The organism is Paraburkholderia sp. SOS3 (assembly GCF_001922345.1).
Classification (GTDB): Bacteria; Pseudomonadota; Gammaproteobacteria; order Burkholderiales; family Burkholderiaceae; genus Paraburkholderia.
Genome location: NZ_CP018811.1, coordinates 3,552,616 through 3,575,047, shown reverse-complemented (window position 1 = coordinate 3,575,047; position 22,432 = coordinate 3,552,616). Strand labels below are relative to the sequence as shown.

The following is a 22,432-nucleotide window of genomic DNA, read 5'->3' as shown; positions in this document are numbered from 1 at the left end:
GAGCCGGGCTGGTCGGATCATTTTAAAAGCAAAGCAAGACCCTGGGGACAGCCGGGGCGCCCGCCGTCCGGCGCGGGCTTTCCAACCCGTTGCGGGCGGCTCGTGTTTCGCTTGCGCGGAAGCTTGCGCAAGATGGTCGGCACCGCACGAACCGGCCATGTGCGTGGCCTGCGACGCTCGAACTTTTGGTGCGATGGCAGGGTCAGCGTATTATCGGGGCCGCCTGCGCGGCGTGCGCGGGCGACGACAGCGAAACAAAGGAAATACGATGAAGCTCGATCGAAGGACCCATCCATGGGTACGCCACGCCGGGCTGATGTTCGCCGCAATGGCGATGCTGCTGGCGGGCTGCACGTCCTATGTGACGACGCAGGTCACCGCGTTTTCGAACTGGGACGGCGGCAGCGACGCGACGCGCACCTACGCATTCCAGCGCACCGCTTCGCAAGCGAACAGCATCGAAGACTCGACGTACGAACAGGTAGTTGCGAACGAACTGGCGACACATGCGTTCAGCCAGGTCGATCTGGACAAGGCACATTACCTCGTTGCCATTGCGTACGGCACACGTTCGGATATGGCGGTGTCTTCGGCGCCGGCTTATTACTACGATCCGTGGCCGGGTCCGTACTACTGGGGTCGTCCGTATGGCTGGGGCGGCGGGCCATGGGGTCCGTGGGGCCCGTGGGGGCCTTATGGCGGCGGCTATGTGACGCAAAGCTATCCGGTGTTCACGCAGACGCTCGGCATTCGTATCACCGATCGTCTGAGCGGCAAGGAAGTCTATAACGTGACCGCGCGCAGTTCCGGCGACGAACCGTCGCTCGTCTATGCGATGCCGTATCTCGCGCGCAGCGCGATGGCCGATTTCCCGCTCGGCAATGGCGTGGTGCGAACCGTGAAGCTGCCGGTCAATGGGCAGGGCGGCGCGCCGAACGAAGTCGCGGCGGGCGCCGCGGCGCCCGCCGTGCCGGCTTCGGGCGCAAAGGCGGTGCAGTAAATGTCGAAGCGGCGTTGCTGCGAAAGCTCGCAGCAACGCTCGTTGAAGTTTGAAGTCAGGGCATCGGCTGCGGCAAGGGCTGCCGCGGCGCGGGTTGGCTACCCCCGGGCAAACCGGCTGCCGCTCAAATCCCCACGCCGAACAGCGCAAGCGCGCCGAGTACGACGAACATCACCGCGGCAATGCCATGCACGAGTTTCGTCGGCAGTTTGTGCGCGAAGCGGTCGCCGAGCAGGATCGCCGGCACGTTCGCGATCATCATCCCGAGCGTCGTGCCCGCGACGACGCCGAAAAAATCATGAAAGCGCGCGGCGAGCGCAACGGTGGCGAGCTGTGTCTTGTCGCCCATCTCCGCGAGAAAAAACGTGACGACTGTCGCGCCGAATACGCCAAGGTGCGTGCGGTTCGTTTTCGCTTCGTCTTCGTCGAGCTTGTCCGGCACGAGAATCCACAACCCCATGCCGATAAACGACGCCGCAAGCGCCCAGCGCATGACGGTTGGCGTGACAAGCGAGCCTAACCATGCGCCGAGCGCGCCGGCGCCGGCGTGATTGATCAGCGTCGCAGCGAGCACGCCGAGGATGATCGGCATCGGCTTGCGATAGCGCGCTGCGAGAACGAGCGAGAGGAGTTGTGTCTTGTCGCCGATTTCGGCGAGTGCGACCGCACCGGTCGAGATGAGAAAAGCCTGATCCACGTTTTATTGATTTCCCCGGGCCGGATGTGAGCGAGCGACGACCCATATCGCGCCGGGCCCTGTCGCGGCACGCTATGGATCATCGGTCTCGCCAGGCCAAAGGCTGCGTCTGCCATGGCCGTACAGGCCAAGTTTGTTGACAGACGCCCCCGCGAACGATGTGCGGTGCGAGCTTTCCTGAAACCTGATTGAAAGCATGGCGCATGACATCGAGCAGGGCGGCTACTCCCCAATGAGCGGCGGATTATATCACGCGTCCTTGCGTGTCCTGCTCGTTTTGTCGTTACATTTCTCGCCGATCGAGCCTATTCGCCTATTTCATTGCAAAACGGAAGGTTCTGACGCGTCTTGGGTTCGGGCAAGCGTATCGGAATCCTGAATGCGCAAGTTCATGCGACTTCGATGCGTATTGAATTTTCTACCGCTGAAAAAATTGCCCGAACGCCACCTGGCATACCGAAAAACTGCGCGCAAAAAATTGCGCCAAAAAACTGCTAAAAAATCACGGCCGGCGCAAGTGCCGCGCGCTCCATGCGTCGCGTGTGAGAGACGGATAAGCGTGGATCCCGGTTTTGGGCTGATTTATCCAAAAATGTTGCGTATCATTCGGCGGTCGCGGACGCCGCGGCAGGGAGCACGTTCGAAGAGCTTTGCGCCCCGCACTCAATAAACAGCGGCCGGTGCCGTTATAACTCGCTAAACAGGAAAATACTGGACCCCTGATCAGCGAATGCCCTCGAAGAAGGGTGCGCTTGCGCGTCATGCAGTGCGCGAAGCCTCCTTTCTACCCACCGGCCACCCCGTATGCGCGTACACCGATATGCCCAATCTGCAGTGGACCGTTCCGGTCGCTCGCTGGTCTTCCTGGCCTGTCAATGCAGCCAAAGCACCCGACCTCGGCTTTATCGAGCCGATCGTGCGGCGGCGTCTGAGCGGTCTGTCGCGCGTTGCGCTGAAAGTTGCGCACGACTGCGCCGCGGATCGCGAAGCCGTGCGCGTGCTGTTTGCGTCGCGGCATGGCGAATTGCGACGGACTACGGACATTCTGCACGCGATGACAGCGGGCGAGCCCGTTTCGCCGACGTCGTTCAGCCTGTCGGTACTGAATGCGATGACGGGCCTGTTCGGCATCGCGCGCGGCGACCGGAGCGCGGCGGGCGCGGTGTCGGCGGGCGCCGCCACGCTCGGCTACGCACTGTTAGAAGCACACGCGCAATACGCGGCGGATCCGTCGGCGCCCGTATTGATGGTCTATGCGGACGAGCCAGCGGATGCCGTATACGGCAAGGTCGAGGACGAAGTGAAGGGCGGCGCGCTCGCTGTGCTGCTCGATGCGTCGACGGCAATCGGACGCCTCGAATGCTCGACGTCGGGCGAAAGCAGATGCGCAGGCGACCCGGGCACCGTCGCGTTCGCTACACAAAGCGAGGCCCTCTTGCAGTGTCTCGAGGGACGCGCCGCATCGCGGTGGCAAAGCGGCTCCGCGAGATGGGAATGGAACTGGCATGACGGCGAGGCTTGATTACTACTGGCGGCTCGTTGCCACTGGCATGAGCTTTGTCGCGTTCGGCATCTGCGGGCTCGCGTTTTCGCTGCTCCTGTTTCCGCTCGCGTCGCTGTGGCCGCATCGCGCGGCGCGCCAGCGCGCCGTGGCCGTGCTGATCCACGTGTTCTTTCGTGCGCTGGTCCGCGTGCTGCGTATCGTGGGCGTCATGAGGCTCGACGTGGCCGGCGCCGACGCCTTGCGCGCACGCCGGCCGGCGATCGTCGTCGCGAATCACCCGACCTGGCTCGACGTGATGGTGCTGTTGTCGCTCACGCCGCGCGCATGCTGCGTCGTGAAGAGCACGCATTGGGGCAACCCGTGTTTCTGGGGCATCGTGCGCGCGGCCTCGTATGTGAGCAACGCGGACCCGGTCGAGCTCGTCGAAGCGGGCGCGCGGCAGCTCGCCGATGGCTACACGATGATCATCTTTCCCGAGGGCACGCGCAGCCCCGCGCCGAACCGGTTGCATGCGTTCTCGCGCGGCTTCGCGCACATGGCCCTGGGCACGCGCGCACCGATCCTGCCGGTGCTGATGGATTGCGATCCGCCGGCATTCACGAAAGGCATGCGCTGGTACAACGTGCCGCCGCGTCCGTTTCATATGCGCGTGAACGTGCTCGCGCCGATCGGCATCGATGTCTTCACCGCGCCCGATATGCCGCCCGCGCTCGCTGCACGCCGCATGACGAGCGCAATCGAAGCCCACATTACCCAGCATCTGTTCGACTATGGATTCTTTAAAGCTTGAGATCAAACAGCTTCTGATCGAGGCGCTCGATCTGGAAGACCTGACGCCGGCCGACATCGACGACGACGCACCGCTGTTCGCGACCGACGGCGTCGGACTCGACTCGATCGACGCACTCGAGATCGGCATCGTGCTGCGCAAGCATTACCAGCTCACGATTGCCGCCAACGATGAAAGCACACGCGAGCACTTCCGTTCGATCAGCACGCTCGCGGCGCTGGTGGCAAGCCAGCGCGAACCGGCGGATGCCGCCGACAGCACAATAAAGAAGGGGGAATAGGACGTGACCGACGCAGAAATCCTCGCGCGCATCCGCGCGATCTTCAACGAGAACTTCGCCATCGATCCCGAACGCGTGACGCCCGAGGCGCATCTGTTCGAGGACCTCGATCTCGACAGCATCGACGCGGTCGATCTCGCGATCAAGCTGCAGGAAATGACTGGCCGCCGCATCAAGCCGGAAGAATTCAAGTCGGTGCGCACAGTGGGCGATGTGATCGTTGCCGTCGAGTCGCTGCTCGCGGCGCAGGGCTGATGCAGCAGGATCCGCCGCATGCCGCAGCTGCCACGGGCGCCGCGCGCCGCTTGACGGCGCGCGTGGTGAACGTCGCAGCGAAACTCGCTTATCCGGTCGTAATTCTGTTCGCGTGGCACTCGCGTGCGCCGCGTTACGTCGGCTGCGCGCTGTTCGGCCTGCTTTGCGTGCAGCAGATCGCACGCCGCGGGGCGCTCACGGCGACGCTCAAGCGCATTTCGGCCGTCGAATGGAGCGTCGCTGCGTTACTGGGCTGCGGCTCCGCGGTGATCGTCGCGACGAACAGCGAACTGCTGCTGCGTCTCTATCCCAGTCTCGTGAACCTCGGCTTGCTGATCGCATTCGGCATGACGCTCGTGCGCGGGCCGTCGATGATCGAGAAATTCGCACGGCTGCGCAAGCGCGATCTGAGCGAGCCGGCAGTGCGCTATACGCGTCATGTCACTCAGGTGTGGTGCGCATTCTTCGTGCTCAATGGCGCGTTTTCGCTCTATACGGCGCTCTGTTGGCCGCGCGATGCGTGGTCGCTCTATAACGGCGCGATCGCGTATGGATTGATCGGCTTGCTGTTCGTCGGCGAGATCGTGTGGCGTTACCTCGTCGTGTTGCCGCGCGTTGCGCGTTCGGCGTCGCCGGCACGCTCGGAGGCCGCATGATCGCGCTGCACGACTTGCTGCGCGGCTTGCGTGCGGCGCGCACGCCCATTTGCCGCGACGTACGAGGCGACGGACAGGGTGCCGTTCAAGGCGACGCACAAGACGGCACACAAGACGGAACACGACGCGCCACGACGATCGACGATGCCGCCTTTCGCGCGCGCGTCGGCGCGATTGCAGCGCACGTCGACAGACAGCATGGCGCGCGCTGCGCGCTGTGCATCGACGATACTTACGACTTTGCCTGTGCGCTCTTTGCCATCCTTGCATGCGGCAAGGAGCCGATCATTCCCGCGAATGCGACGCCGGCCTATCTGGCCGAGCTTGCCGATGCATACGAGGCGACGCTCACCGACGCCGATGTACGGGCGATCGCGCGCGAGGCTTCGCCGGCTCCGACATCCGGTCTTGCGTCTTCTTCCGAAATCGCCACCCGATTCACCGCGATCGACCCGCACGCGCCGCTCACGCTCTACACGTCGGGCAGTAGCGGCGCGCCAAAGCCGATCCGTAAAACGCTCGCGCAATTCGATGCCGAAGTGCGCACGCTCGAAAGCCAATGGGGCGACCTCGCGGCCGATGCGACGGTCGTCGCGAGCGTACCGCATCGGCATATCTACGGTTTGCTGTTTCGCGTGCTGTGGCCGCTAGCGGCCGGCCGCGCGTTCGATCGAACCGCGGTCAACGAGCCGCAGCAACTGCAGGCGCGCATCGATGCATACGGTGCGACGGTTGTCGTTTCCGCGCCCGCGCAGTTGTCGCGCTGGCCCGCCTTGCCGGGCTTCGCGGCGCTCGCCCCCGTGCCGCGCGCGTTCTTTTCGTCGGGCGGCCCGCTCGCGCAGGAGGCTGCGCGCGACTACGCGTGCGCACCCGGCGGCGCATCGCCGGTGGAAGTCTACGGCAGTACCGAGACCGGCGGCATCGCGTGGCGCTGCCAGAGCGCGTCGTCCGCGTGGCAGCCGCTGATCGGCATCGAAACGCGGCGCGGCGCCGACGGTGCGCTCGAACTGCGTTCGCCGCATCTTGGCCACGACGACTGGCACCGTACCGACGACGCGGTCTCATTCGATACGGACGGGCGTTTCACGCTGCATGGCCGGCTCGACCGCATCGTGAAGCTCGACGGCAAGCGTGTGTCGTTGCCAGAACTCGAAGCGCGCCTCACGCTGCACCCGTATGTGGCGCAGGCCGCGGCGGTGCCGCTCGCGGGCGCGTCGCGCGACCGCATCGGCGCCGTGGTGGCATTAACCGACGCGGGCAGTGCGATGCTGTGCGCGAGCGGGCGCATCGCGCTCGCCAGAACGCTGCATCGTCATCTCGCAACGTATTTCGACGCGGTCGTGTTGCCGCGCCGCTGGCGCTTCAGGATCGCGCTGCCCCACGACGCGCGCGGCAAACTGCCGGCCGCGGCGCTCGCACAGGCGTTCGCGCCACGCGCCGAAGGCGTCGAAGTGCTCGCGGAAGCACGCGACGGTAATGATCTGCATTACGAACTGCGTGTCCCGCCGTCGCTGATCCATTTCGACGGCCACTTTCCCGGCGTGCCGATTTTGCCGGGCGTCGTGCAGATCGACTGGGCAATCCGCCTCGCGTCCGAACAGGTGCCCGGCATTCAGGGGCTTGCATCGGTCGACCGGCTCAAATTCATGGCGCCCGTGCGGCCCGGCGCGCTGCTCGCGCTGACGCTCTCGCACGACGCGCCGCGGCGCCGCGTGCAGTTCGCGTACCGGCTCGGCGATCGCGATTGCGCGTCGGGCGTGATCGTCTATCGGGAGGTCGCGTGACCTTCGCCGCCTGCATCGTGGTGCCGATCTACAACCACAAGGAGGCGATCGGCGCGACACTCGCGAAGCTCGCGGTGCACGGGCTGCCGATTTTTCTCGTCGACGACGGCAGCGACGCCGCGACGCGCGAGGTGCTCGGCGCGCTGCATGATCGGTATGCGCCGCAACTGACGCTGCTGCGCCGGCCGAAGAACGGCGGCAAGGGCGCGGCCGTGATGGACGGTTTGCGCGCCGCGCGTGCCGCCGGCTACACGCACGCGTTGCAGATCGACGCGGACGGGCAGCACGATGCAGCCGACGTGCCGCGCTTTATCGAAGCCGCGCGCGCTGCACCGGCGGCCGTCGTGATCGGCCGGCCGGTCTACGATGCGAGTGTGCCGAAGGCGCGGTTGTATGGCCGCTATCTGACGCATGTGTGGGTGTGGATCGAAACGCTGTCGCTGACGATCGGGGATTCGATGTGCGGCTTCCGGCTCTATCCGCTCGCGGCCGCGTGCGCGCTCATCGACGATGTGGCGTTGCCGGAACGCATGGACTTCGACATCGAGATTCTCGTGCGGTTGTATTGGCGGCGACTCGCGTTCCGCACGCTTGCGACGCGCGTCACCTACGCGCACGACGGTGTGTCGCATTTCGACGTGTTCTGGGACAACGTGCGTATCTCGCGCAGCCACACGCGCCTCGTATGCGGGATGTTGTGGCGTCTGCCGATGCTGCTCGCGCACAAGCTGATGCCGCGCGAAGCCGGCACGCCGATCGTGCAGGGTGAAGCGCCAAACGGGGCCGCGAACGCCGCCGCCTCCTCGCCACCGCCCGCGAACCCGCATCACTGGTCGCGCATCGCGGAACGCGGCAGCCGGCTCGGCATGCAGACCCTCGCGCTCAGTTGCCGGCTGTTCGGGTTGCGCGTGACGGGCTGGTGGCTGCACCCGATCGTCGCGTACTTCCTGCTGACCGGCCGCGCCGCGCGCAATGCATCGCGCGTCTACTTCGCGCGCCTTGCGAATGCGGCGCAAAGCGACGCGGACGATGCAACGCATACCGACAAAGCCGGCGAGGCAACGCGTGAGCGCGAGCGCATTCGGACAGTGCGGATACCGCGCCCCGGCTGGCTCAGCGCTTACCGCCAAATGCACGCTTTCGCGCTGGCGGGCCTGCATAAACTTGCCGCATGGTCTGGCCGTGTCAACGTCGACGCAATTGCGTTCGACGACCCTTCGGCATTTGAAGCGCTTGCCGCGAGCGGCCGCGGCGCGCTCGTGATCGGCGCGCATCTCGGCAACCTCGAAATGATGCGCGCGCTGGCGATACGCGGCGCTTACGTGAAGATCACCGCGATTGTCTATACCGAGCATGCGCGGCGCTTCAACCACGTGCTGGCCGGCGCGAACCGCCAGTTCGCGCAGCGTCTCGTCGAAGTCAGCGACTTCGGGCCGCAGACGTCGATGATGATGCAGGAGCGCATCGATGCCGGCGAACTGCTCGTGATCGTCGGCGACCGCGTGCCGGCGAGCGAATCGGGGCGCACGATCGACGCACAGTTCCTCGGCGCGACCGCGCCGTTCGCGCAAGGGCCGTATGTGCTCGCGCATGCGCTCGGCTGCCCGGTCTACCTGTTCTTCTGCCTGAAAGAAGCACGCGCGGGTTACCGCGTCTACTTCGAGCCGTTCGCCGAACGCATCGAACTGCCGCGCGGCGAGCGGCTCGCGCATCTGGCCGCATGGGCGCAACGCTATGCCGCGCGGCTCGAATACTACTGCCGCAAGGCGCCGTACCAGTGGTTCAACTTCTACGATTTCTGGGCGCGTCCGGTGAAGACGCAGCCCGCACAGGATCGCTTCGTGCGCGCGTCGACGCGAAGCAATGGGGGAGCAAATGGCCGAGCATGACCTGAGCGGCGACGCGCGCACAATCGATGCGCACGCAACCATCAACGAGGGCGCCGCGCAACAGCCGGTTGTGATCGGCGGCCGGCGCATCGCGATCGAAGACGTCGTGGCGATCGCGCAGCGGCGCGTGCCGGTTGCGTTGAGCGCGGACCCGGCGTGGCGCGCGCGTATCGAACGCGGCGCCGAATTCCTGCGCCGCCATCTGGCGGCAGGGGCGACCGTCTACGGCGTCAATACCGGTTACGGCGAAGCCTGTGTCGTCGACGTGCCGATGGATCTCGTCGCCGCGTTGCCGCTGCAACTGACGCGCTATCACGGCTGCGGCATGGGCGCGTATCTCGACGACGCGCAAACGCTCGCGGTGATCGCGGCGCGCCTCAATTCGCTCGCGTACGGCCTGTCGGGTGTGCGGCCGGTTCTGCTCGAGCGCCTCGCCGATCTGATCAACCACCGGATCCTGCCGCGCATTCCGTCGGAGGGCTCGGTCGGCGCGAGCGGCGACCTGACGCCGCTGTCGTATGTCGCGGCCGCGCTCGTCGGCGAACGCGAGGTCATGTTCCACGGCGCGCTGCGCGAGGCGCGCGGCGTGTGGGCCGAGCTCGACCGCGCGCCGCTCGCCCTCGCGCCGAAGGAAGGGCTCGCGCTGATGAACGGCACGGCGGTGATGACAGGCCTCGCGTGCCTCGCGTTCGCGCGCGCCGATCATCTGACGCGTATTGCGACGCGCCTGACCGCGCTGTCGACGGTCGCGCTCGACGGCCGCGCCGCGCATTTCGACGCGCTGATTTTCGACGCGAAGCCGCATGCGGGGCAGGCCGAAGCGGCGGCGTGGATTCGTGCCGACCTCGCGGGCCGCGACGATACGCCGGGCCACCGTCTGCAGGACCGCTACTCGATCCGCTGCGCGCCGCATGTGATCGGCGTGGCGCGCGACGCGCTGTCCTGGGTGCGGCGCGACGTCGAGAACGAACTGAACAGCGCAAACGACAATCCGCTCGTCGATCCCGACAGCGAGCGTGTGCTCCATGGCGGCAACTTCTACGGCGGCCATATCGCGTTCGCGATGGATTCGTTGAAGACGGCGATCGCGAATCTCGCCGACCTGATGGACCGCCAGCTTGCGCTGCTCGTCGACGAGAAGTTCAACAATGGTTTGCCGCGCAATCTGTCCGGCGCGACGTCCGCGCGCGCGCCGATCAATCACGGCTTCAAGGCCGTGCAGATATCGTCGTCCGCGTGGACTGCCGAGGCGCTGAAGCTGACGATGCCGGCAAGCGTGTTTTCGCGGTCGACCGAATCGCACAATCAGGACAAGGTCAGCATGGGCACGATTGCCGCGCGCGATTGCCTGCGCGTGATCGAACTGACCGAGCAGGTCGCGGCCGCGCATACGCTCGCAGCCGTGCAGGCCTTGCGGCTGCGCGTACGCGAGGCGGCCGGGACCTTCGTGCCCGCGCCGCTCGCCGGCTTCGCGCAGCGCGTCAACGCGCAATCGCCGTTCGTCGACGAAGACCGCGCGCTCGAATCGGATCTGCGTGCGCTGACCGCGCAGATCGCGCAGGGCGCACTCGTCGATGCGTTCGCCGACGTGTTTCGCGAGGAGAGCAGCGATGCAGATGCACGAGCTCGCTAATAGTGTGCCGGTACTGGCGGCGAGCGGTTTCGTCGAAGTGCCGTTTCACGACGTCGATGCCATGAACGTGTGCTGGCACGGCAACTATCTGAAGTACTTCGAGATAGGCCGCGCGGCGCTGTTGCGCGCGTTCGACTACGACTACCGCGAGATGCAGGCATCCGGCTATCTGTGGCCGATCGTCGAGGCGCATCTGAAGTATGTGCGGCCGGCGACCTACGGGCAGCAGCTCGAAGTGCGCGCCGAGCTGCTCGAGTATCGGAACCGTCTGAAGATCGGCTACACGATCGTCGATCGCGCGTCCGGCACGCGGCTGACGAAGGGCTACACGATTCAGGTCGCCGTCGACGCCGCATCGCAGGAACTGCAGTTCGAGTCGCCGCCGGTCGTATTCGAGAAACTGGAGCGCGTATGGAAAGCTTGAACGCACAACGATTTCGGCGCGTGTGCGCCCTGGCAACCGGGACTGTGGCGGTCGTTGCGGCGCTGACCTTGTCGGTAGGCGCTGCGGGTCTTCTACTGCGCTGCGTGGATGCGGTGGCGGCGTCGCCGGCAGCAAATGGGGCATCAGGCGCGGCTGCCGCGAGCGCAGGCAATCCGGGGCTTGTCGCGTCGATTGCTTCCGGACTCGGCCATATGAACGGCGTGCGTGCGCAGTTCACGCAAACGCAGACGCTCGCCGCGATGCGCGAGCCGCTCGTGAGCACGGGCTCGTTGCTGTTTTTCCGCGCGCGCGGCGTGATCTGGCATATCGACACACCGTACAAAACGACCTACGTGATCGACGATGCCGGCGTCAGCGAAGTGAACGCGAATGGTCAGCATGTGAAGACCGCGGGCATGCCGCGCACGGGTGGCGGCGCGCAGGGCGTCGCCCAGGTGTCGCGGATGATGCGCGCGATGTTCGGCGGCGATCTCTCGGCGCTTTATGCGCAGTTCGAGGTCGACGCACGCGGCACGCCGCAGCAATGGCGCATGCTGCTCAAGCCGAACCAGCCGCAGCTCGCGCAGGCGATCAGAAGCCTGCAGATGAGCGGCGGCGCATACCTGCAGCAGGTGCGCATCACGCTCGCAAACGGCGACGTGACGCAACTCGACTTTACGCGCAGCAGCGCCGTCGATGCACCGACGCCGGCCGAGCGCGCGCTCTTTGGAGCGTCGTCGTAATGGAACTCACGCAGCGACGGCTTGCGCGGCAGCGCTGGAGCATCCGGGCCGTCTGGCTCGTGCTCGCGCTGATCGCGGTGCTGTATTGCGCGTGGCGTTTCACGGGCCCGTCGCCTTTGCAAACGAATTTGCTCGAATTGCTGCCGCAGACCGAAGCCGATCCGGTCGCCGAGAAAGCGGTCGATACGCTCGCGGCCGCGCTCGGCGACCGCACCGTATATGTGGTGACCGGCAACGACGGCGACCACGCGAAAGCGGCGGCCAAAGCGCTCGCGGCGACGCTCTCGGCGAGCGGCGCGTTCCGCACGGTGACCGCGCAACTGCCGCCGTTCGACCTCTCGCAGATCAGCGGCCTCTATCTGCCTTACCGCTTCGGCTTGCTGACGTCCGCGGACCGCGCCGCACTCGGCGATGCCTCGATGTCGCTGCACGACGCGTTGCTGCGGCGCCTGTACAACCCGGTGCACGGCGCGTTCGCGACGCCGCTCGCAGACGACCCGTTTGGCTGGCTCGAGCATTGGCTCGCCGCCTTGCCGCTCGCGACGTCGAACCTCGGCATCGAAGACGGGCTGCTGGTTGCGCATCGCGGCGCCGCGACGAGCGTGCTCGTCGTCGCGACACTGCCGGGCTCGGCCTACGACGCGCCGCTCGAACAGGCCGTGTTGCACGCGAGTTCGCGCGGCGAGACGCTGTTGAAGGCGCACTTTCCCGACGTGACGCTGGCCCGCACCGGCGCCGTGTTCTATGCGCAGGCGGCGCGGGCCGCGGCCGAGCGCGAGGTGCATCTGATCGGCGCGACATCGGCGTGCGGCATCGCGTTGCTGATGCTATGGGTGTTCCGTTCGCCGCGCTTTCTGGTGCTCGCTTTCGTGTCGACCGCGCTTGGCATCGTCTGCGCGCTCGCTGCAACGATGCTGGTGTTCGGCAAGCTGCATCTGGTCACGCTCGTGTTCGGTGCGAGCCTGATCGGCGAGGCGGTCGACTATTCGATTCAGTACTTCGTCGTCGCGCTTGGTGGCGCGCGCGATCGCGATGGCCGTCGCGCGGCCACGCAGCGCGCGCGCTCCGATGCGCAGCGCGCCGCGCGCGCGGTACGTCCCGCGCTGACCGTTGCGCTGACAACGAGTCTGCTCGGCTATGCGATTCTCGCGTGCGTGCCGTTTCCGGCGCTGCGGCAGATCGCATGTTTCGCGATCGTCGGCATTTGCACGGCGTTCGCGTCGGTGCTGATGCTGTTACCCGAGTTGATGCCGCGCATGCAGCAGCGGTACGCCGATCGATCGGGCCACGCGATTCGCGCGAGCCACGCAAGCCACCCGGGCGACGCGTCGCATGAGCCGCACCGGCACTCGCGCGCACTGTTCGACGCGGGGGGGCGGCTGCTGACGCATTGGCACGCGCTGCTCGATGGCCGCCGCGCGTGGATCGTCGCCGCGCTGCTCCTATTGGCCGCAGTACCGGGCTGGCTGCGGCTGTCGAGTGACGACGACATCCATCTGCTGATCAATCGCGATCCGTCGCTGGCGATACAGGAAAATGCAATTCGCGCCGCGATCGGCATCGACAACACCGCGCAGTTCTTCGTCGTGCGAGGGGAAACGCCCGAAGTCGCGCTGCAGCGCGCGGAAGCGCTCGGCGCGCGGCTCGATGCGCTGAGCGGCGCATCGTCGGTGGAGGGCTGGCAGTCGGTGACGTCGTTCGTGCCGTCCGCCAGGCGCCAGGCGGCCGATCATGCGCGGCTCGCGAAGCGCGTCTTCGACGACCGCGCCGCGTTGCGCACGACGCTCGTGAGCGCCGGCTTTCGCGACGATGTCGCCGACGCATGGCTGGCGGCCTGGCAAAAGCCGGCGAGCGCGGTGCCGCTCACGATCGACCGCTGGCTTGGCGCGCCATGGTCGCGGCCTTTCCGTCATCTGTGGCTCGACGCGGCCGATACCGGTGTGCGCGGCTACGCGGCGCTTGTGATCCCGCAACGCGTGAACGCCGGCAATCTGCCTGCGCTCGTCGCCGTAGCGCATGCGCTGCCCGGTGTCGTATTCGTCGACAAGGCGGCAAGCGTATCGAAGCTGTTCGGCGCGTATCGCGTCGATAGCGCGTTGTGGCTCGCCGGCGCGCTCGTGCTCGTGCTCGCGCTGTCGATGTTCCGGTACGGTCCGCGTGGCGGCATCGCCGTGACGATGCCGGTGCTGCTCGCGATCGCGCTGACGCTCGCCGCCTTCGGCTACGCGCGTGTTCCGCTCAATCTGTTCAACTGCCTCGCGTTGATGCTCGTGCTCGGCGTCGGCTCGAACTACGCGGTGTTTCTGCGCGAGGGGTGCATGCGCGCAGGCGCCGATCTCGGCGCAGTGTGGACCGGCGTGCTGCTGTCCGCTGCCACCACGCTGCTGTCGTTCGGCATGCTCGGCGCCAGCGCGATGCCGGCGCTGCACAGCTTCGGCATGACGCTCGCGCTCGGTATCGCGCTCGCGGTGGTGCTCGCGCCGATCGGCATGCCGCCGGATTCGCGGAGGACTGCATGAGCGCGTTGCCGTCCACTCAAAAGATGCACATATCGAAGCAACCGGTTTATCTGCACGCGCTCGGCATGATCAACGCGCTCGGCGATCATCCCGACACGATCGCGGCCGCACTCGCCGCCGGGCACGCGCCGGGCATGACCACGCTTGCGACCGGGATCGGCAACGCATTTGCCGGCCGCGTGATCGCTGCGCTCGAGTGCGCGCCGCCGGCGCCGCTCGAGCCCTATGACTGCCGCAACAATCGCTTGTTGCTCGCCGCACTCGCCCAGATCGCACCGCACGTCGAAGCGGCGCGCGAGCGTTACGGCGCCGACCGTATCGGTGTCGTGCTCGGCACGAGCACGTCGGGCATCGGCGCAGCCGAGGCGGCGTTTGCGCATCGGGCTCAGACAGGCACGATACCCGCGGGCTTCGACTACCGGCAGATGGAAATCGGCGCTCCGGCGCCGTTCGCCGCTGCCGTGCTCGGCATCGACGGCCCCGCGTTCACCGTGTCGACCGCCTGTACGTCGAGCGCGAAAGCGTTCGCCTCCGCGCGGCGGCTGCTGCAACTGCAGCTATGCGATGCCGTCGTGGCCGGCGGCGTCGATTCGCTGTGCGAGCTGACCGTGCAAGGTTTCGCGTCGCTCGAATCGACGAGCGCGACGCGCACGAACCCGATGAGCGTCAACCGTTGCGGCATCAATGTCGGCGAAGGCGCCGCCGTGTTCCTGATGAGCCGCGACGAAGGTCCGGTCGCGCTCGTCGGCTGCGGCGAATCGAGCGACGCGCATCACATTTCGGCGCCGGACCCGCAAGGCGCGGGCGGCGAACTCGCGCTGCGCGCGGCGCTCGACGACGCGGGACTCGCACCGTCCGCGATCGGTTATGTGAACCTGCACGCCACGGCAACGCGCAAGAACGACGAAATGGAATCGCACCTGATGGCGCGCGTGTTCGCCGACGGCGTCGCGGCAAGCGGCACGAAGCCGTATACGGGCCATCAGCTCGGCGCGGCCGGCGCGACCGAACTCGGCTTCGCATGGCTCACGCTCGCGCGCGAACACATGGCCTTGCCGCGCCACTGCTGGGACGGACAGACCGATCCCGCGTTGCCGCGGCTCGACCTCGTCGAGAGCGAGCGGTATCTGCCGCGCGGCGCCGGCACACGCTACGTGATGAGCAATTCGTTTGCGTTCGGCGGCAGCAATTGCAGCCTGATTCTCGCGGGTTGAACGGGATGACGAAAGGCGATGAACAAGCCATGAGCGAAGCAATCAACGAAACGGTACGCGAAGCGGCAGGCGAGGCAAAAAGCGAAGCGAGCGCATCGCTTGCCGCGCCGGCCCGCGCGGATCGCGAAGCGGAAATCTTCGAGCCGATCGAGGCAATCCTGCCGCATCGCGGCACGATGCTGCTCGTCGACCGCGTGAGCGCATGCAGCGATGACGCGCTGAGCGCGCGCGCGACCGTGCGCGCCGATGCGTGGTATGCCGATGCCACCGGCGCGATGCCCGCGTGGATCGGTATCGAGCTGATGGCGCAGGCGATCGCCGCGCATGTGTCGCTGCTCGCGATGCGCGCGGGCGGCCGCGCGCGGCCCGGCGTGCTGCTCGGCTCGCGCAGCTACGACGCGTGCGTGCCGGCCTTCGCGCGCGGCGCGCAACTCATCATCGACGTCAAGGAAGTGCTGCGCAGCGCCGAAGGACACGGCGCATACGAATGCACGATCGAACACGACGGCACGCGTTGCGCGCAGGCCGTGATCAAGGTGTTCCAGCCGACCGATTTTCAGTCATTCATCGAGGGGATTTCCGGATCATGAGCCGGCGTGTTCTCATTACCGGCGCAAGCCGCGGCATCGGCCGCGCCATTGCGTATCAACTGGCCGCGGACGGCTTCGCCGTCACCGTCGGATGCCGCACCGGCCGTAGCGAAGCGCAAGCGGTGACGGCCGGCATCGCCGCGCAGGGCGGGTCCGCACGCGTGCTGCAATTCGATGTGCGCGAGCGCGCGACATGCCGCGAAGTGCTCGAAGCGGATGTGGCCGCGCACGGCGCGTATTACGGCATTGTTTGCAGCGCGGGGGTGACGCGCGATGCCGCATTCCCGGCGCTGACCGACGAAGACTGGGACATCGTGATCGAAACCGGGCTCGACGCGTTCTACAACGTCGTGCATCCGCTGACGATGCCGATGGTGCGCGCAAAGCAGGGCGGCCGCGTCGTCACGATCGCGTCGGTGTCCGGCGTGATGGGCAATCGCGGTCAGGTTAACTACAGCGCGGCAAAGGCCGGCCTGATCGGCGCGACGAAGGCGCTCGCGGTCGAACTCGCGTCGCGCGCCATCACGGTCAACTGCGTCGCGCCGGGGCTCATCGAAACCGGCATGCTCGACGAAGTGCCGGTCGAGCATGCGCTCAAGACCGTGCCGATGAACCGTGTCGGCCAGCCTGCCGAGGTGGCGGCGGTGGTCAGTTTCCTGATGTCGGATGCGGCTTCGTATGTGACGCGCCAGGTGATCGGTGTCAATGGCGGGATGATCTGATGAAGCGCGTCGTCATTACCGGCATGAGCGGCGTGACCGCATTCGGCAGCCGCTGGGACGAGATCGAAGCGGCGTTGAGACGCGGCCGCAACGCCGTGCAGCGGATTGCCGCGTGGGACCGCTTCGAGTCGCTGCATACGCGTCTTGCGTGCCCGCTGCCCGGCTTTGCCACGCCTGCCCATTACCCGCGCAAGAAGACCCGCGCGATGGGACCGGTGTCGCTCTATGCGGTGCGTGCAAGCGAGCTCGCGCTTGCCGACGCGGGCCTCGCCGACGATGCGTCGATTGCCGACGGCCGCATGGGCGTCGCATACGGCTCGTCGTCGGGCTCGGTCGAGCCGATACGCGCGTTCGGCACGATGCTCGAAACCGGCGCGATGACGAACGTCACGTCGAACAGCTACGTGCAGATGATGCCGCATACGACGGCTGTCAACGTGAGCCTGTTCTGGGATCTGAAGGGGCGCATCGTGCCGACCTCGTCCGCGTGCGTGTCGGGCAGCCAGGCAATCGGCTATGCGTACGAGACGATTGCGACCGGCAAGGCCACGCTGATGCTCGCGGGCGGCGCGGAAGAACTGTCGGGGCCGGCCGTGGCCGTGTTCGATACGCTCTATGCGACCAGCACGCGCAACGACGAAGCGCATCTGACGCCACGCCCGTTCGACGCGGCGCGCGACGGGCTCGTGGTCGGCGAAGGCGCGGCGACGCTCGTGCTCGAGGAATACGAACATGCACGCGCGCGCGGTGCGCGCATCTACGCGGAACTGGCCGGCTTCGGCTGCAATTCGGACGGCGCGCATATGACGCAGCCGAGCGCGCCGACGATGGCGCGCGCGATGCAGCTCGCACTCGACGACGCGCAATTGCCGCGCGACGCGATCGCCTACGTGAACGCACATGGCACCGCGACCGATCGTGGCGACATCGCCGAAAGCGCGGCCACCGCGCAGATATTCGGCGAGCGCATGCCGATCAGCTCGTTGAAAAGCTACGTCGGCCATACGCTCGGCGCGTGCGGCGCGCTCGAGGCATGGTGGACGATCGAAATGATGAACCGCACCTGGTTCGCACCGACGCTGAACCTGACCGAGGTCGATCCGGCCTGCGCGCCGCTCGACTACATCACGGGCGAAGGCCGCGAGATCGATGCCGAATACGTGATGAGCAACAACTTCGCATTCGGCGGCATCAATACGTCGCTGATCTTCAGGCGCGTTCGATGAGCGCTGCGTACGAACGCCGCCCGGCGCGCGTCGTCGTGACCGGCATGGGCATCGTGTCGTGTCTCGGCAATACGCTCGAACGCGTGTCCGCTGCGTTGCGCGACGGCACGAGCGGCATCGTGCGCGTCGATGCGTGGCGCGAGCGTGGCTTCGCGAGCCAGGTGGCCGGCGTGGCGAGCGTCGGAAACGAGCCGCCGTTCGATCGCAAACTCGAGCGCTTCATGGGCGACACCGCGCGTTTCGCGTGCCATGCGGCGAAGAAGGCGCTCGACGACGCGGCATTGCCGGCGCATGCGCTGCGTTCGCCGCGCGCGGGCGCCGTGATCGGCTCCGGTGTCGGTACGATGTCGGCGTACGACGCGGCGCTGTCGGTCGCGCACGCACGCGGTGTCGACAAGGTGCCGCCGTACACGGTGCCGCAGGCGATGGGCAGCACTGCATCCGCGAACGTCGCGCAAGTGTTCGGCGTCGAAGGCGTCACGTATTCGCCGTCGTCGGCGTGCACGACATCGGCGCTTGCGATCGGGCAGGCGCTGCAGCTGATTCGCAGCGGCGCGCAGGACATCGTGCTCGCCGGGGGCAGCGAATGCCTGCACGACAACATGACGTTGCTGTTCGACGCGATGCATGCGCTGTCGCGCCGCTCGAACGATGCGCCCGAGCGTGCCTCGCGCCCGTACGACGTCGCACGCGACGGTTTTGTGATCGCATCGGGCGCCGGCGTGCTTGTGCTCGAATCGCTCGATCACGCGTTGGCGCGCGGCGCGCGCGTTTATGGCGAGCTGAGCGGCTTTGGGCAATGCACGGACGGCGCGGGGATGGTGACGCCGCACGCGCATGGCATCGCGCGTGCGATGCGAAGTGCACTGGCCGATGCCGATGCCGATGCCAGCGCCGACGCCGGGGCCACGGGTCGGATCGGCGTGCCCGACTACGTGAACACGCACGGGCCGTCGACGCCGTCGGGCGACCTCGAGGAACTGCGCGCGCTGCAGGACGTGTGGGGCGAGGACGTACCGCCGTTTTCGTCGACGAAGGGATTCACCGGGCATCCGCTTGGCGCCTGCGGCGTGCACGAAGCGATTTACGCGTTGCTGATGATGCGCGACCGGTTTATCGCAGGCAGCGCGCCGATCGATCGCGCGGACCCTTGCGTCGAAGGCATGCCGCTCGTGCGTGCCACGCGCGACGCAGTGCTCGGGCGCGTGATGTCGGTGTCGTTCGGGTTCGGGGGCAGTTGCGCGAGTCTGGTATTCGACGCCTGGAAAGCGGCTTGAAAAGGCCATGCTGCGAAGCAGCTGATTTTTTATAGAACGAGGTCAACAACAATGAAAGTCAAAAGCATGATCGGGGTGCTGGCTGTCGTCACTTTCACGCAAGCCGGCTGTGCAACGCATATCGAATCGTTGCCTCTGCCACCGGTAACGGACCGCGGCGCACCGGGCAACGAGGTCGCGCTTTATTTCGGCAAACAGCCGCATGCGCAAGTGAAACGCACGCTTGGCGAGCGCACGCAGTCCGCGCGCATCGCCCGCCGCAGCGACGACCGTGCGCAGTCGTGCAATCAGGCGCTCGCCGAGGCGCTGCAGAAGCTGCGCGCCTACGCGTACGATCATCAGGCGAACGCGGTGATCAATATCACGACGCGTTTTCACAGCACCGAAACCGAATCCGATACCGCGTACACGTGCGGTCTTAGCACGAGCGCGGCATCCATCAACGTGCGCGGCGATGTGGTCGTGCTCGATTCGAAGTGAAACCCAACCGGGAGAATGGCATGCAACACGAATTGAAAAAACAGTTGAAACATGCACTGGTTGTTGTCGCAATGGCCGGCGTCTGCGCCGCGGGCGCGACGTCGCAGGCGTACGCGCGCGATTCGGTCGAAACCTTTTCGATCGATGCGGCGTTGAAAAGCGAACCGGGCAAGGTCGGCGACGACGTTGCGCTGTACTTCGCGGGCCAGCGCCATCCGTCGGTGGTGAAGACGATCGGCGAATTCGCGACCAACAAGAAGACCAACGCGTTCGGCAAGAGCGACGAGGCCGCGTGTCAGCACGTATTCCTCTCGGCGGTGCTCGAGCTGCAGGAACGCGCGCGCAAGGAAGGCGGCAATGCGGTGATCAATATCAAGAGCAACTACAAGAACGAGCTGCACGAGAGCGCGACCGATTTCACTTGCGGCGCAGGTGCGGTCGTGGCGGGCGTCGCGCTGAAAGGCGACGTCGTGACGCTCAGGAAGTAACGCGGGCGGCCGGGGCATGCCGCCGTGCGTGATGCGCTCGTCGCGCTGCCGCAAGGCAGCCTGTCAGGTGGACTTGGCGAGCGGTCTTGATACGCGGTCTTGATACGCGGACTTGATCAGCGATCCTGATCGGCGCGCTTGACTGCCGCGACGTTGACGAGCGTTTCCCTGCGCTTGCCGGGCCGCGGGTGATGCAGCCCGAGCCGCTCGAAGAGTCCGAAATCCTTCGCGCGGCTCCACCACAGGTAAGGCAGCGACACGTTGCGTTCGGCGAACGCGAAGCCGCCGTTGCGGATCATGTCGAGGTAGCCATTCGCGCTTTTCTGTACATGCATCGGATGACGAAACAACAGGCGGATTACCCACGATTTGATGTATGCATCGGTCGATTCGGCGAACAGCAGCACGCCGCCGGGCTTCAGCACGCGGTGGAATTCGGCGAGCGCGTGTTCCTGCTCGACGAGGTGATGGAAGGTCTGATGACAGAACACGATGTCGGCGCTTTCGTTGGGCGCCGGCAGCGCCGCGCAGTCGCCGTGCAGCAGCTCGATATGCGTGGCGGGATGGCGGTTACGGCACGCGTGCGCAGCAGCGGCCGCGAGCTCGAGCGACGGCTCGTGGAAATCGACGCCGAGTATGCGTGACGGATGAAACGTTTGCGCGAGCAGACGAAACGAGATGCCCTGTCCGCAGCCCGCATCGACGATGACCGGATGCTCGGGCAACGGTGTGTCGATCAGCCGTTTCAGGTCGTTGATGGCAACGCGCAGCACATGGTGTTCCCACGTATGGGTACGCAGAAACCAGACGCCGAACGCCGATTCGGGCACGTACTGCACGCTGGAAGTGTCGGACGACAACATTGGGTTCCCCGTGGTCGGTCTGAAAGCAGGTTTGATTGTGCGAGTGCGCGTCATTGTAATCGCGGCGCCGGCCGGGCGCCGCGGCAGATCGTTGTGAACGCAGCGAAAATTCGACGAACAGAGAAAAACGATGAATATCGGGAATACAAACGAAGTCGTCACCGACGTCGCAATCATTGGCGCCGGTCCTTCAGGGGCGCTCGCCGCTGCGTTGCTGCGGCGTGCGGGTCATGCGGTGCTCGTGCTCGAGCGCGAGCACTTCCCGCGCTTTTCGATCGGTGAAAGCCTGCTGCCGCAAAGCATGGCGTATCTCGAAGAGGCGGGCATGCTGCAAGCCGTGGTCGAAGCCGGCTTCCAGTTCAAGAACGGCGCGCAGTTCGTGCGTGGCGAACGCGTCTCGGCGTTCGATTTCCGCGATAAGCATACGGCTGGCTGGGGCACGACCTATCAGGTCGAACGCGCGATTTTCGACGATATTCTGATCCGCTGCGCGATCGGGCAGGGCGCCGAGGTGCGTTTCGGCCATACCGTGCTGGCCATGCAGACCGGCGATGCACCGGTGCTTGAGGTCAGCGATGAAGCGGGCCATGCCTATCGCGTATCCGCGCGCTTTGTGCTCGACGCAAGCGGTTTCGGGCGCGTCCTGCCGCGTCTTCTGAATCTCGAAGCGCCGACGCGTATGCCGACGCGCGCTGCGATCTTCACGCATGCACGCGATCTGAATCCGCCCGGCACCTACGATCGCAACAAGATTGTCGTCGCCGTGCATCCCGAGCATCGCAATGTCTGGTACTGGATGATTCCGCTCGCGGGCGCACGTGTCTCGGTTGGCTGTGTAGCCGAGGCGAGTTTTCTCGATGTGCCGGAGGCGGAGCGCGACGCGCGGCTGCGCGCGCTCGTGCGCGCGGAACCGACGCTCGCCGCGTTGATCGGCGATGCGCCGTTCCTGATGCCGGTGCGCCGCATCGGCGGCTATGCGGCGAATGTCGAACGCCTGCACGGCCCCGGCTATGCGCTGCTTGGCAACGCGGGCGAGTTCCTCGACCCGGTGTTCTCATCGGGTGTGACGATCGCGATGCGCTCGGCGCATCTCGCGGTTCATACGCTCGTGCGGCAACTGAACGGCGCAACGGTCGACTGGCACGATGCCTACGACCGGCCGTTGCGCAAAGGCATCGATACGTTCCGTGCATTCGTCGAGCGCTGGTATACGGGTGAACTGCAGGACATCGTCTTTTATGAAGACCAGACGCCGTCGATCCGCCGCATGATCAGCGCGGTGCTGGCCGGATATGCGTGGGACGAATCGAACCCGTATGTTGCCGACCCGGTGCGGCGCCTCTACACCTTGCATCAGACGGTGCTCGCGATGGCGAGCTAGCGCCACCGCGTTGCGGC

At 66.2% G+C, this 22,432-nt stretch carries 22 protein-coding genes and 1 riboswitch; of the genes, 20 read left to right on the top strand and 2 right to left on the bottom strand.

The features are described from left to right. Nucleotides 1-268 precede the first annotated feature (268 nt). Nucleotides 269-1,000, top strand: coding sequence for a DUF4136 domain-containing protein (locus tag BTO02_RS15970; RefSeq protein ID WP_075157856.1), 732 nt, complete (start codon nucleotides 269-271; stop codon nucleotides 998-1,000). Nucleotides 1,001-1,124: 124 nt separating this feature from the next. Here BTO02_RS15970 and BTO02_RS15965 read toward each other — a convergent pair whose 3' ends face one another. Further along, nucleotides 1,125-1,697, bottom strand: a complete 573-nt coding sequence (locus tag BTO02_RS15965; protein ID WP_075157855.1) for a TMEM165/GDT1 family protein — start codon at nucleotides 1,695-1,697, stop codon at nucleotides 1,125-1,127. A gap of 12 nt (nucleotides 1,698-1,709) precedes the next feature. After that, a riboswitch (yybP-ykoY riboswitch) is annotated at nucleotides 1,710-1,940 on the bottom strand. Nucleotides 1,941-2,517: 577 nt separating this feature from the next. Here BTO02_RS15965 and BTO02_RS15960 point away from each other — a divergent pair. The 18 genes from BTO02_RS15960 to BTO02_RS15875 all read left to right on the top strand — a co-directional run bounded on the left by BTO02_RS15960 (nucleotide 2,518) and on the right by BTO02_RS15875 (nucleotide 20,171). Beyond that, nucleotides 2,518-3,219: a beta-ketoacyl synthase chain length factor gene (locus tag BTO02_RS15960; RefSeq protein ID WP_075158918.1), complete on the top strand. Its 702-nt coding sequence runs from the start codon at nucleotides 2,518-2,520 to the stop codon at nucleotides 3,217-3,219. Next, on the top strand, nucleotides 3,203-3,991 hold the full coding sequence (locus BTO02_RS15955; RefSeq protein WP_075157854.1) for a lysophospholipid acyltransferase family protein: 789 nt from the start codon (nucleotides 3,203-3,205) through the stop codon (nucleotides 3,989-3,991). The genes BTO02_RS15960 and BTO02_RS15955 overlap by 17 nt, the downstream gene beginning before the upstream one ends. Further along, a complete protein-coding gene (locus BTO02_RS15950; RefSeq protein WP_075157853.1) occupies nucleotides 3,972-4,271 on the top strand; it encodes a phosphopantetheine-binding protein in 300 nt (99 codons plus the stop codon). Before BTO02_RS15955 ends, BTO02_RS15950 begins: the two co-directional genes overlap by 20 nt. Nucleotides 4,272-4,274: 3 nt before the next feature. Further along, nucleotides 4,275-4,526, top strand: coding sequence for an acyl carrier protein (locus BTO02_RS15945; RefSeq protein WP_075157852.1), 252 nt, complete (start codon nucleotides 4,275-4,277; stop codon nucleotides 4,524-4,526). Then, a complete protein-coding gene (locus BTO02_RS15940; protein ID WP_075157851.1) occupies nucleotides 4,526-5,182 on the top strand; it encodes a hypothetical protein in 657 nt (218 codons plus the stop codon). Before BTO02_RS15945 ends, BTO02_RS15940 begins: the two co-directional genes overlap by 1 nt. After that, the gene (locus tag BTO02_RS15935) at nucleotides 5,179-6,966 is read left to right on the top strand and encodes an AMP-binding protein (RefSeq protein WP_075157850.1); all 1,788 of its coding nucleotides are present in this window, start codon (nucleotides 5,179-5,181) and stop codon (nucleotides 6,964-6,966) included. Before BTO02_RS15940 ends, BTO02_RS15935 begins: the two co-directional genes overlap by 4 nt. After that, entirely contained in the window at nucleotides 6,963-8,855 is a 1,893-nt protein-coding gene (locus BTO02_RS15930; protein ID WP_083615144.1) for a glycosyltransferase family 2 protein, read from the top strand. Before BTO02_RS15935 ends, BTO02_RS15930 begins: the two co-directional genes overlap by 4 nt. Beyond that, a complete protein-coding gene (locus BTO02_RS15925; RefSeq protein ID WP_075157849.1) occupies nucleotides 8,842-10,488 on the top strand; it encodes an HAL/PAL/TAL family ammonia-lyase in 1,647 nt (548 codons plus the stop codon). Before BTO02_RS15930 ends, BTO02_RS15925 begins: the two co-directional genes overlap by 14 nt. Then, the gene (locus tag BTO02_RS15920; RefSeq protein ID WP_442953427.1) at nucleotides 10,466-10,912 is read left to right on the top strand and encodes an acyl-CoA thioesterase; all 447 of its coding nucleotides are present in this window, start codon (nucleotides 10,466-10,468) and stop codon (nucleotides 10,910-10,912) included. The genes BTO02_RS15925 and BTO02_RS15920 overlap by 23 nt, the downstream gene beginning before the upstream one ends. Beyond that, a complete protein-coding gene (locus BTO02_RS15915; RefSeq protein ID WP_075157848.1) occupies nucleotides 10,900-11,655 on the top strand; it encodes an outer membrane lipoprotein carrier protein LolA in 756 nt (251 codons plus the stop codon). Before BTO02_RS15920 ends, BTO02_RS15915 begins: the two co-directional genes overlap by 13 nt. Continuing rightward, nucleotides 11,655-14,174 carry an MMPL family transporter gene (locus BTO02_RS15910; RefSeq protein ID WP_075157847.1) on the top strand — a complete coding sequence of 840 codons (2,520 nt, stop codon included), beginning with the start codon at nucleotides 11,655-11,657 and terminating at the stop codon, nucleotides 14,172-14,174. The genes BTO02_RS15915 and BTO02_RS15910 overlap by 1 nt, the downstream gene beginning before the upstream one ends. Further along, entirely contained in the window at nucleotides 14,171-15,388 is a 1,218-nt protein-coding gene (locus tag BTO02_RS15905) for a beta-ketoacyl-[acyl-carrier-protein] synthase family protein (protein WP_232243375.1), read from the top strand. Before BTO02_RS15910 ends, BTO02_RS15905 begins: the two co-directional genes overlap by 4 nt. 29 nt (nucleotides 15,389-15,417) lie before the next feature. Further along, nucleotides 15,418-15,978 (top strand): hotdog family protein, encoded by a 561-nt coding sequence (locus BTO02_RS15900; protein WP_156883837.1) that lies wholly within the window; start codon nucleotides 15,418-15,420, stop codon nucleotides 15,976-15,978. Beyond that, on the top strand, nucleotides 15,975-16,700 hold the full coding sequence (locus tag BTO02_RS15895) for a 3-ketoacyl-ACP reductase FabG2 (RefSeq protein WP_075157846.1): 726 nt from the start codon (nucleotides 15,975-15,977) through the stop codon (nucleotides 16,698-16,700). The genes BTO02_RS15900 and BTO02_RS15895 overlap by 4 nt, the downstream gene beginning before the upstream one ends. Then, complete coding sequence (locus tag BTO02_RS15890) at nucleotides 16,700-17,926, top strand: beta-ketoacyl-ACP synthase (protein ID WP_075157845.1); 1,227 nt, start codon at nucleotides 16,700-16,702, stop codon at nucleotides 17,924-17,926. The genes BTO02_RS15895 and BTO02_RS15890 overlap by 1 nt, the downstream gene beginning before the upstream one ends. Next, complete coding sequence (locus BTO02_RS15885) at nucleotides 17,923-19,203, top strand: beta-ketoacyl synthase N-terminal-like domain-containing protein (RefSeq protein WP_075157844.1); 1,281 nt, start codon at nucleotides 17,923-17,925, stop codon at nucleotides 19,201-19,203. The genes BTO02_RS15890 and BTO02_RS15885 overlap by 4 nt, the downstream gene beginning before the upstream one ends. A 51-nt stretch (nucleotides 19,204-19,254) precedes the next feature. Next, nucleotides 19,255-19,683, top strand: a complete 429-nt coding sequence (locus BTO02_RS15880) for a signal peptidase (RefSeq protein ID WP_075157843.1) — start codon at nucleotides 19,255-19,257, stop codon at nucleotides 19,681-19,683. 71 nt (nucleotides 19,684-19,754) lie between these two features. Further along, entirely contained in the window at nucleotides 19,755-20,171 is a 417-nt protein-coding gene (locus tag BTO02_RS15875; protein WP_198039255.1) for an excinuclease ABC subunit A, read from the top strand. Between the two features lie 116 nt (nucleotides 20,172-20,287). On the opposite strand, the gene BTO02_RS15870 is transcribed toward BTO02_RS15875, so the two are convergent. Beyond that, nucleotides 20,288-21,034, bottom strand: coding sequence for a class I SAM-dependent methyltransferase (locus BTO02_RS15870; RefSeq protein WP_075157842.1), 747 nt, complete (start codon nucleotides 21,032-21,034; stop codon nucleotides 20,288-20,290). A 130-nt stretch (nucleotides 21,035-21,164) separates the two neighbouring features. On the opposite strand from BTO02_RS15870, the gene BTO02_RS15865 reads away from it, so the two are divergent. Beyond that, the gene (locus BTO02_RS15865) at nucleotides 21,165-22,415 is read left to right on the top strand and encodes an NAD(P)/FAD-dependent oxidoreductase (protein WP_075157841.1); all 1,251 of its coding nucleotides are present in this window, start codon (nucleotides 21,165-21,167) and stop codon (nucleotides 22,413-22,415) included. Nucleotides 22,416-22,432 lie beyond the last annotated feature (17 nt).

What these genes read in the sequence shown, in the direction of transcription:
- BTO02_RS15970 (WP_075157856.1), top strand. Translation starts at nt 269, where the DNA reads ATGAAGCTCGATCGAAGGACCCATCCATGGGTACGCCACGCCGGGCTG.
- BTO02_RS15960 (WP_075158918.1), top strand. Translation starts at nt 2,518, where the DNA reads ATGCCCAATCTGCAGTGGACCGTTCCGGTCGCTCGCTGGTCTTCCTGG.
- BTO02_RS15955 (WP_075157854.1), top strand. Translation starts at nt 3,203, where the DNA reads ATGACGGCGAGGCTTGATTACTACTGGCGGCTCGTTGCCACTGGCATG.
- BTO02_RS15950 (WP_075157853.1), top strand. Translation starts at nt 3,972, where the DNA reads ATGGATTCTTTAAAGCTTGAGATCAAACAGCTTCTGATCGAGGCGCTC.
- BTO02_RS15940 (WP_075157851.1), top strand. Translation starts at nt 4,526, where the DNA reads ATGCAGCAGGATCCGCCGCATGCCGCAGCTGCCACGGGCGCCGCGCGC.
- BTO02_RS15935 (WP_075157850.1), top strand. Translation starts at nt 5,179, where the DNA reads ATGATCGCGCTGCACGACTTGCTGCGCGGCTTGCGTGCGGCGCGCACG.
- BTO02_RS15925 (WP_075157849.1), top strand. Translation starts at nt 8,842, where the DNA reads ATGGCCGAGCATGACCTGAGCGGCGACGCGCGCACAATCGATGCGCAC.
- BTO02_RS15920 (WP_442953427.1), top strand. Translation starts at nt 10,466, where the DNA reads ATGCAGATGCACGAGCTCGCTAATAGTGTGCCGGTACTGGCGGCGAGC.
- BTO02_RS15915 (WP_075157848.1), top strand. Translation starts at nt 10,900, where the DNA reads ATGGAAAGCTTGAACGCACAACGATTTCGGCGCGTGTGCGCCCTGGCA.
- BTO02_RS15910 (WP_075157847.1), top strand. Translation starts at nt 11,655, where the DNA reads ATGGAACTCACGCAGCGACGGCTTGCGCGGCAGCGCTGGAGCATCCGG.
- BTO02_RS15905 (WP_232243375.1), top strand. Translation starts at nt 14,171, where the DNA reads ATGAGCGCGTTGCCGTCCACTCAAAAGATGCACATATCGAAGCAACCG.
- BTO02_RS15900 (WP_156883837.1), top strand. Translation starts at nt 15,418, where the DNA reads ATGAGCGAAGCAATCAACGAAACGGTACGCGAAGCGGCAGGCGAGGCA.
- BTO02_RS15895 (WP_075157846.1), top strand. Translation starts at nt 15,975, where the DNA reads ATGAGCCGGCGTGTTCTCATTACCGGCGCAAGCCGCGGCATCGGCCGC.
- BTO02_RS15890 (WP_075157845.1), top strand. Translation starts at nt 16,700, where the DNA reads ATGAAGCGCGTCGTCATTACCGGCATGAGCGGCGTGACCGCATTCGGC.
- BTO02_RS15885 (WP_075157844.1), top strand. Translation starts at nt 17,923, where the DNA reads ATGAGCGCTGCGTACGAACGCCGCCCGGCGCGCGTCGTCGTGACCGGC.
- BTO02_RS15880 (WP_075157843.1), top strand. Translation starts at nt 19,255, where the DNA reads ATGAAAGTCAAAAGCATGATCGGGGTGCTGGCTGTCGTCACTTTCACG.
- BTO02_RS15875 (WP_198039255.1), top strand. Translation starts at nt 19,755, where the DNA reads ATGGCCGGCGTCTGCGCCGCGGGCGCGACGTCGCAGGCGTACGCGCGC.
- BTO02_RS15870 (WP_075157842.1), bottom strand. Translation starts at nt 21,034, where the DNA reads ATGTTGTCGTCCGACACTTCCAGCGTGCAGTACGTGCCCGAATCGGCG.
- BTO02_RS15865 (WP_075157841.1), top strand. Translation starts at nt 21,165, where the DNA reads ATGAATATCGGGAATACAAACGAAGTCGTCACCGACGTCGCAATCATT.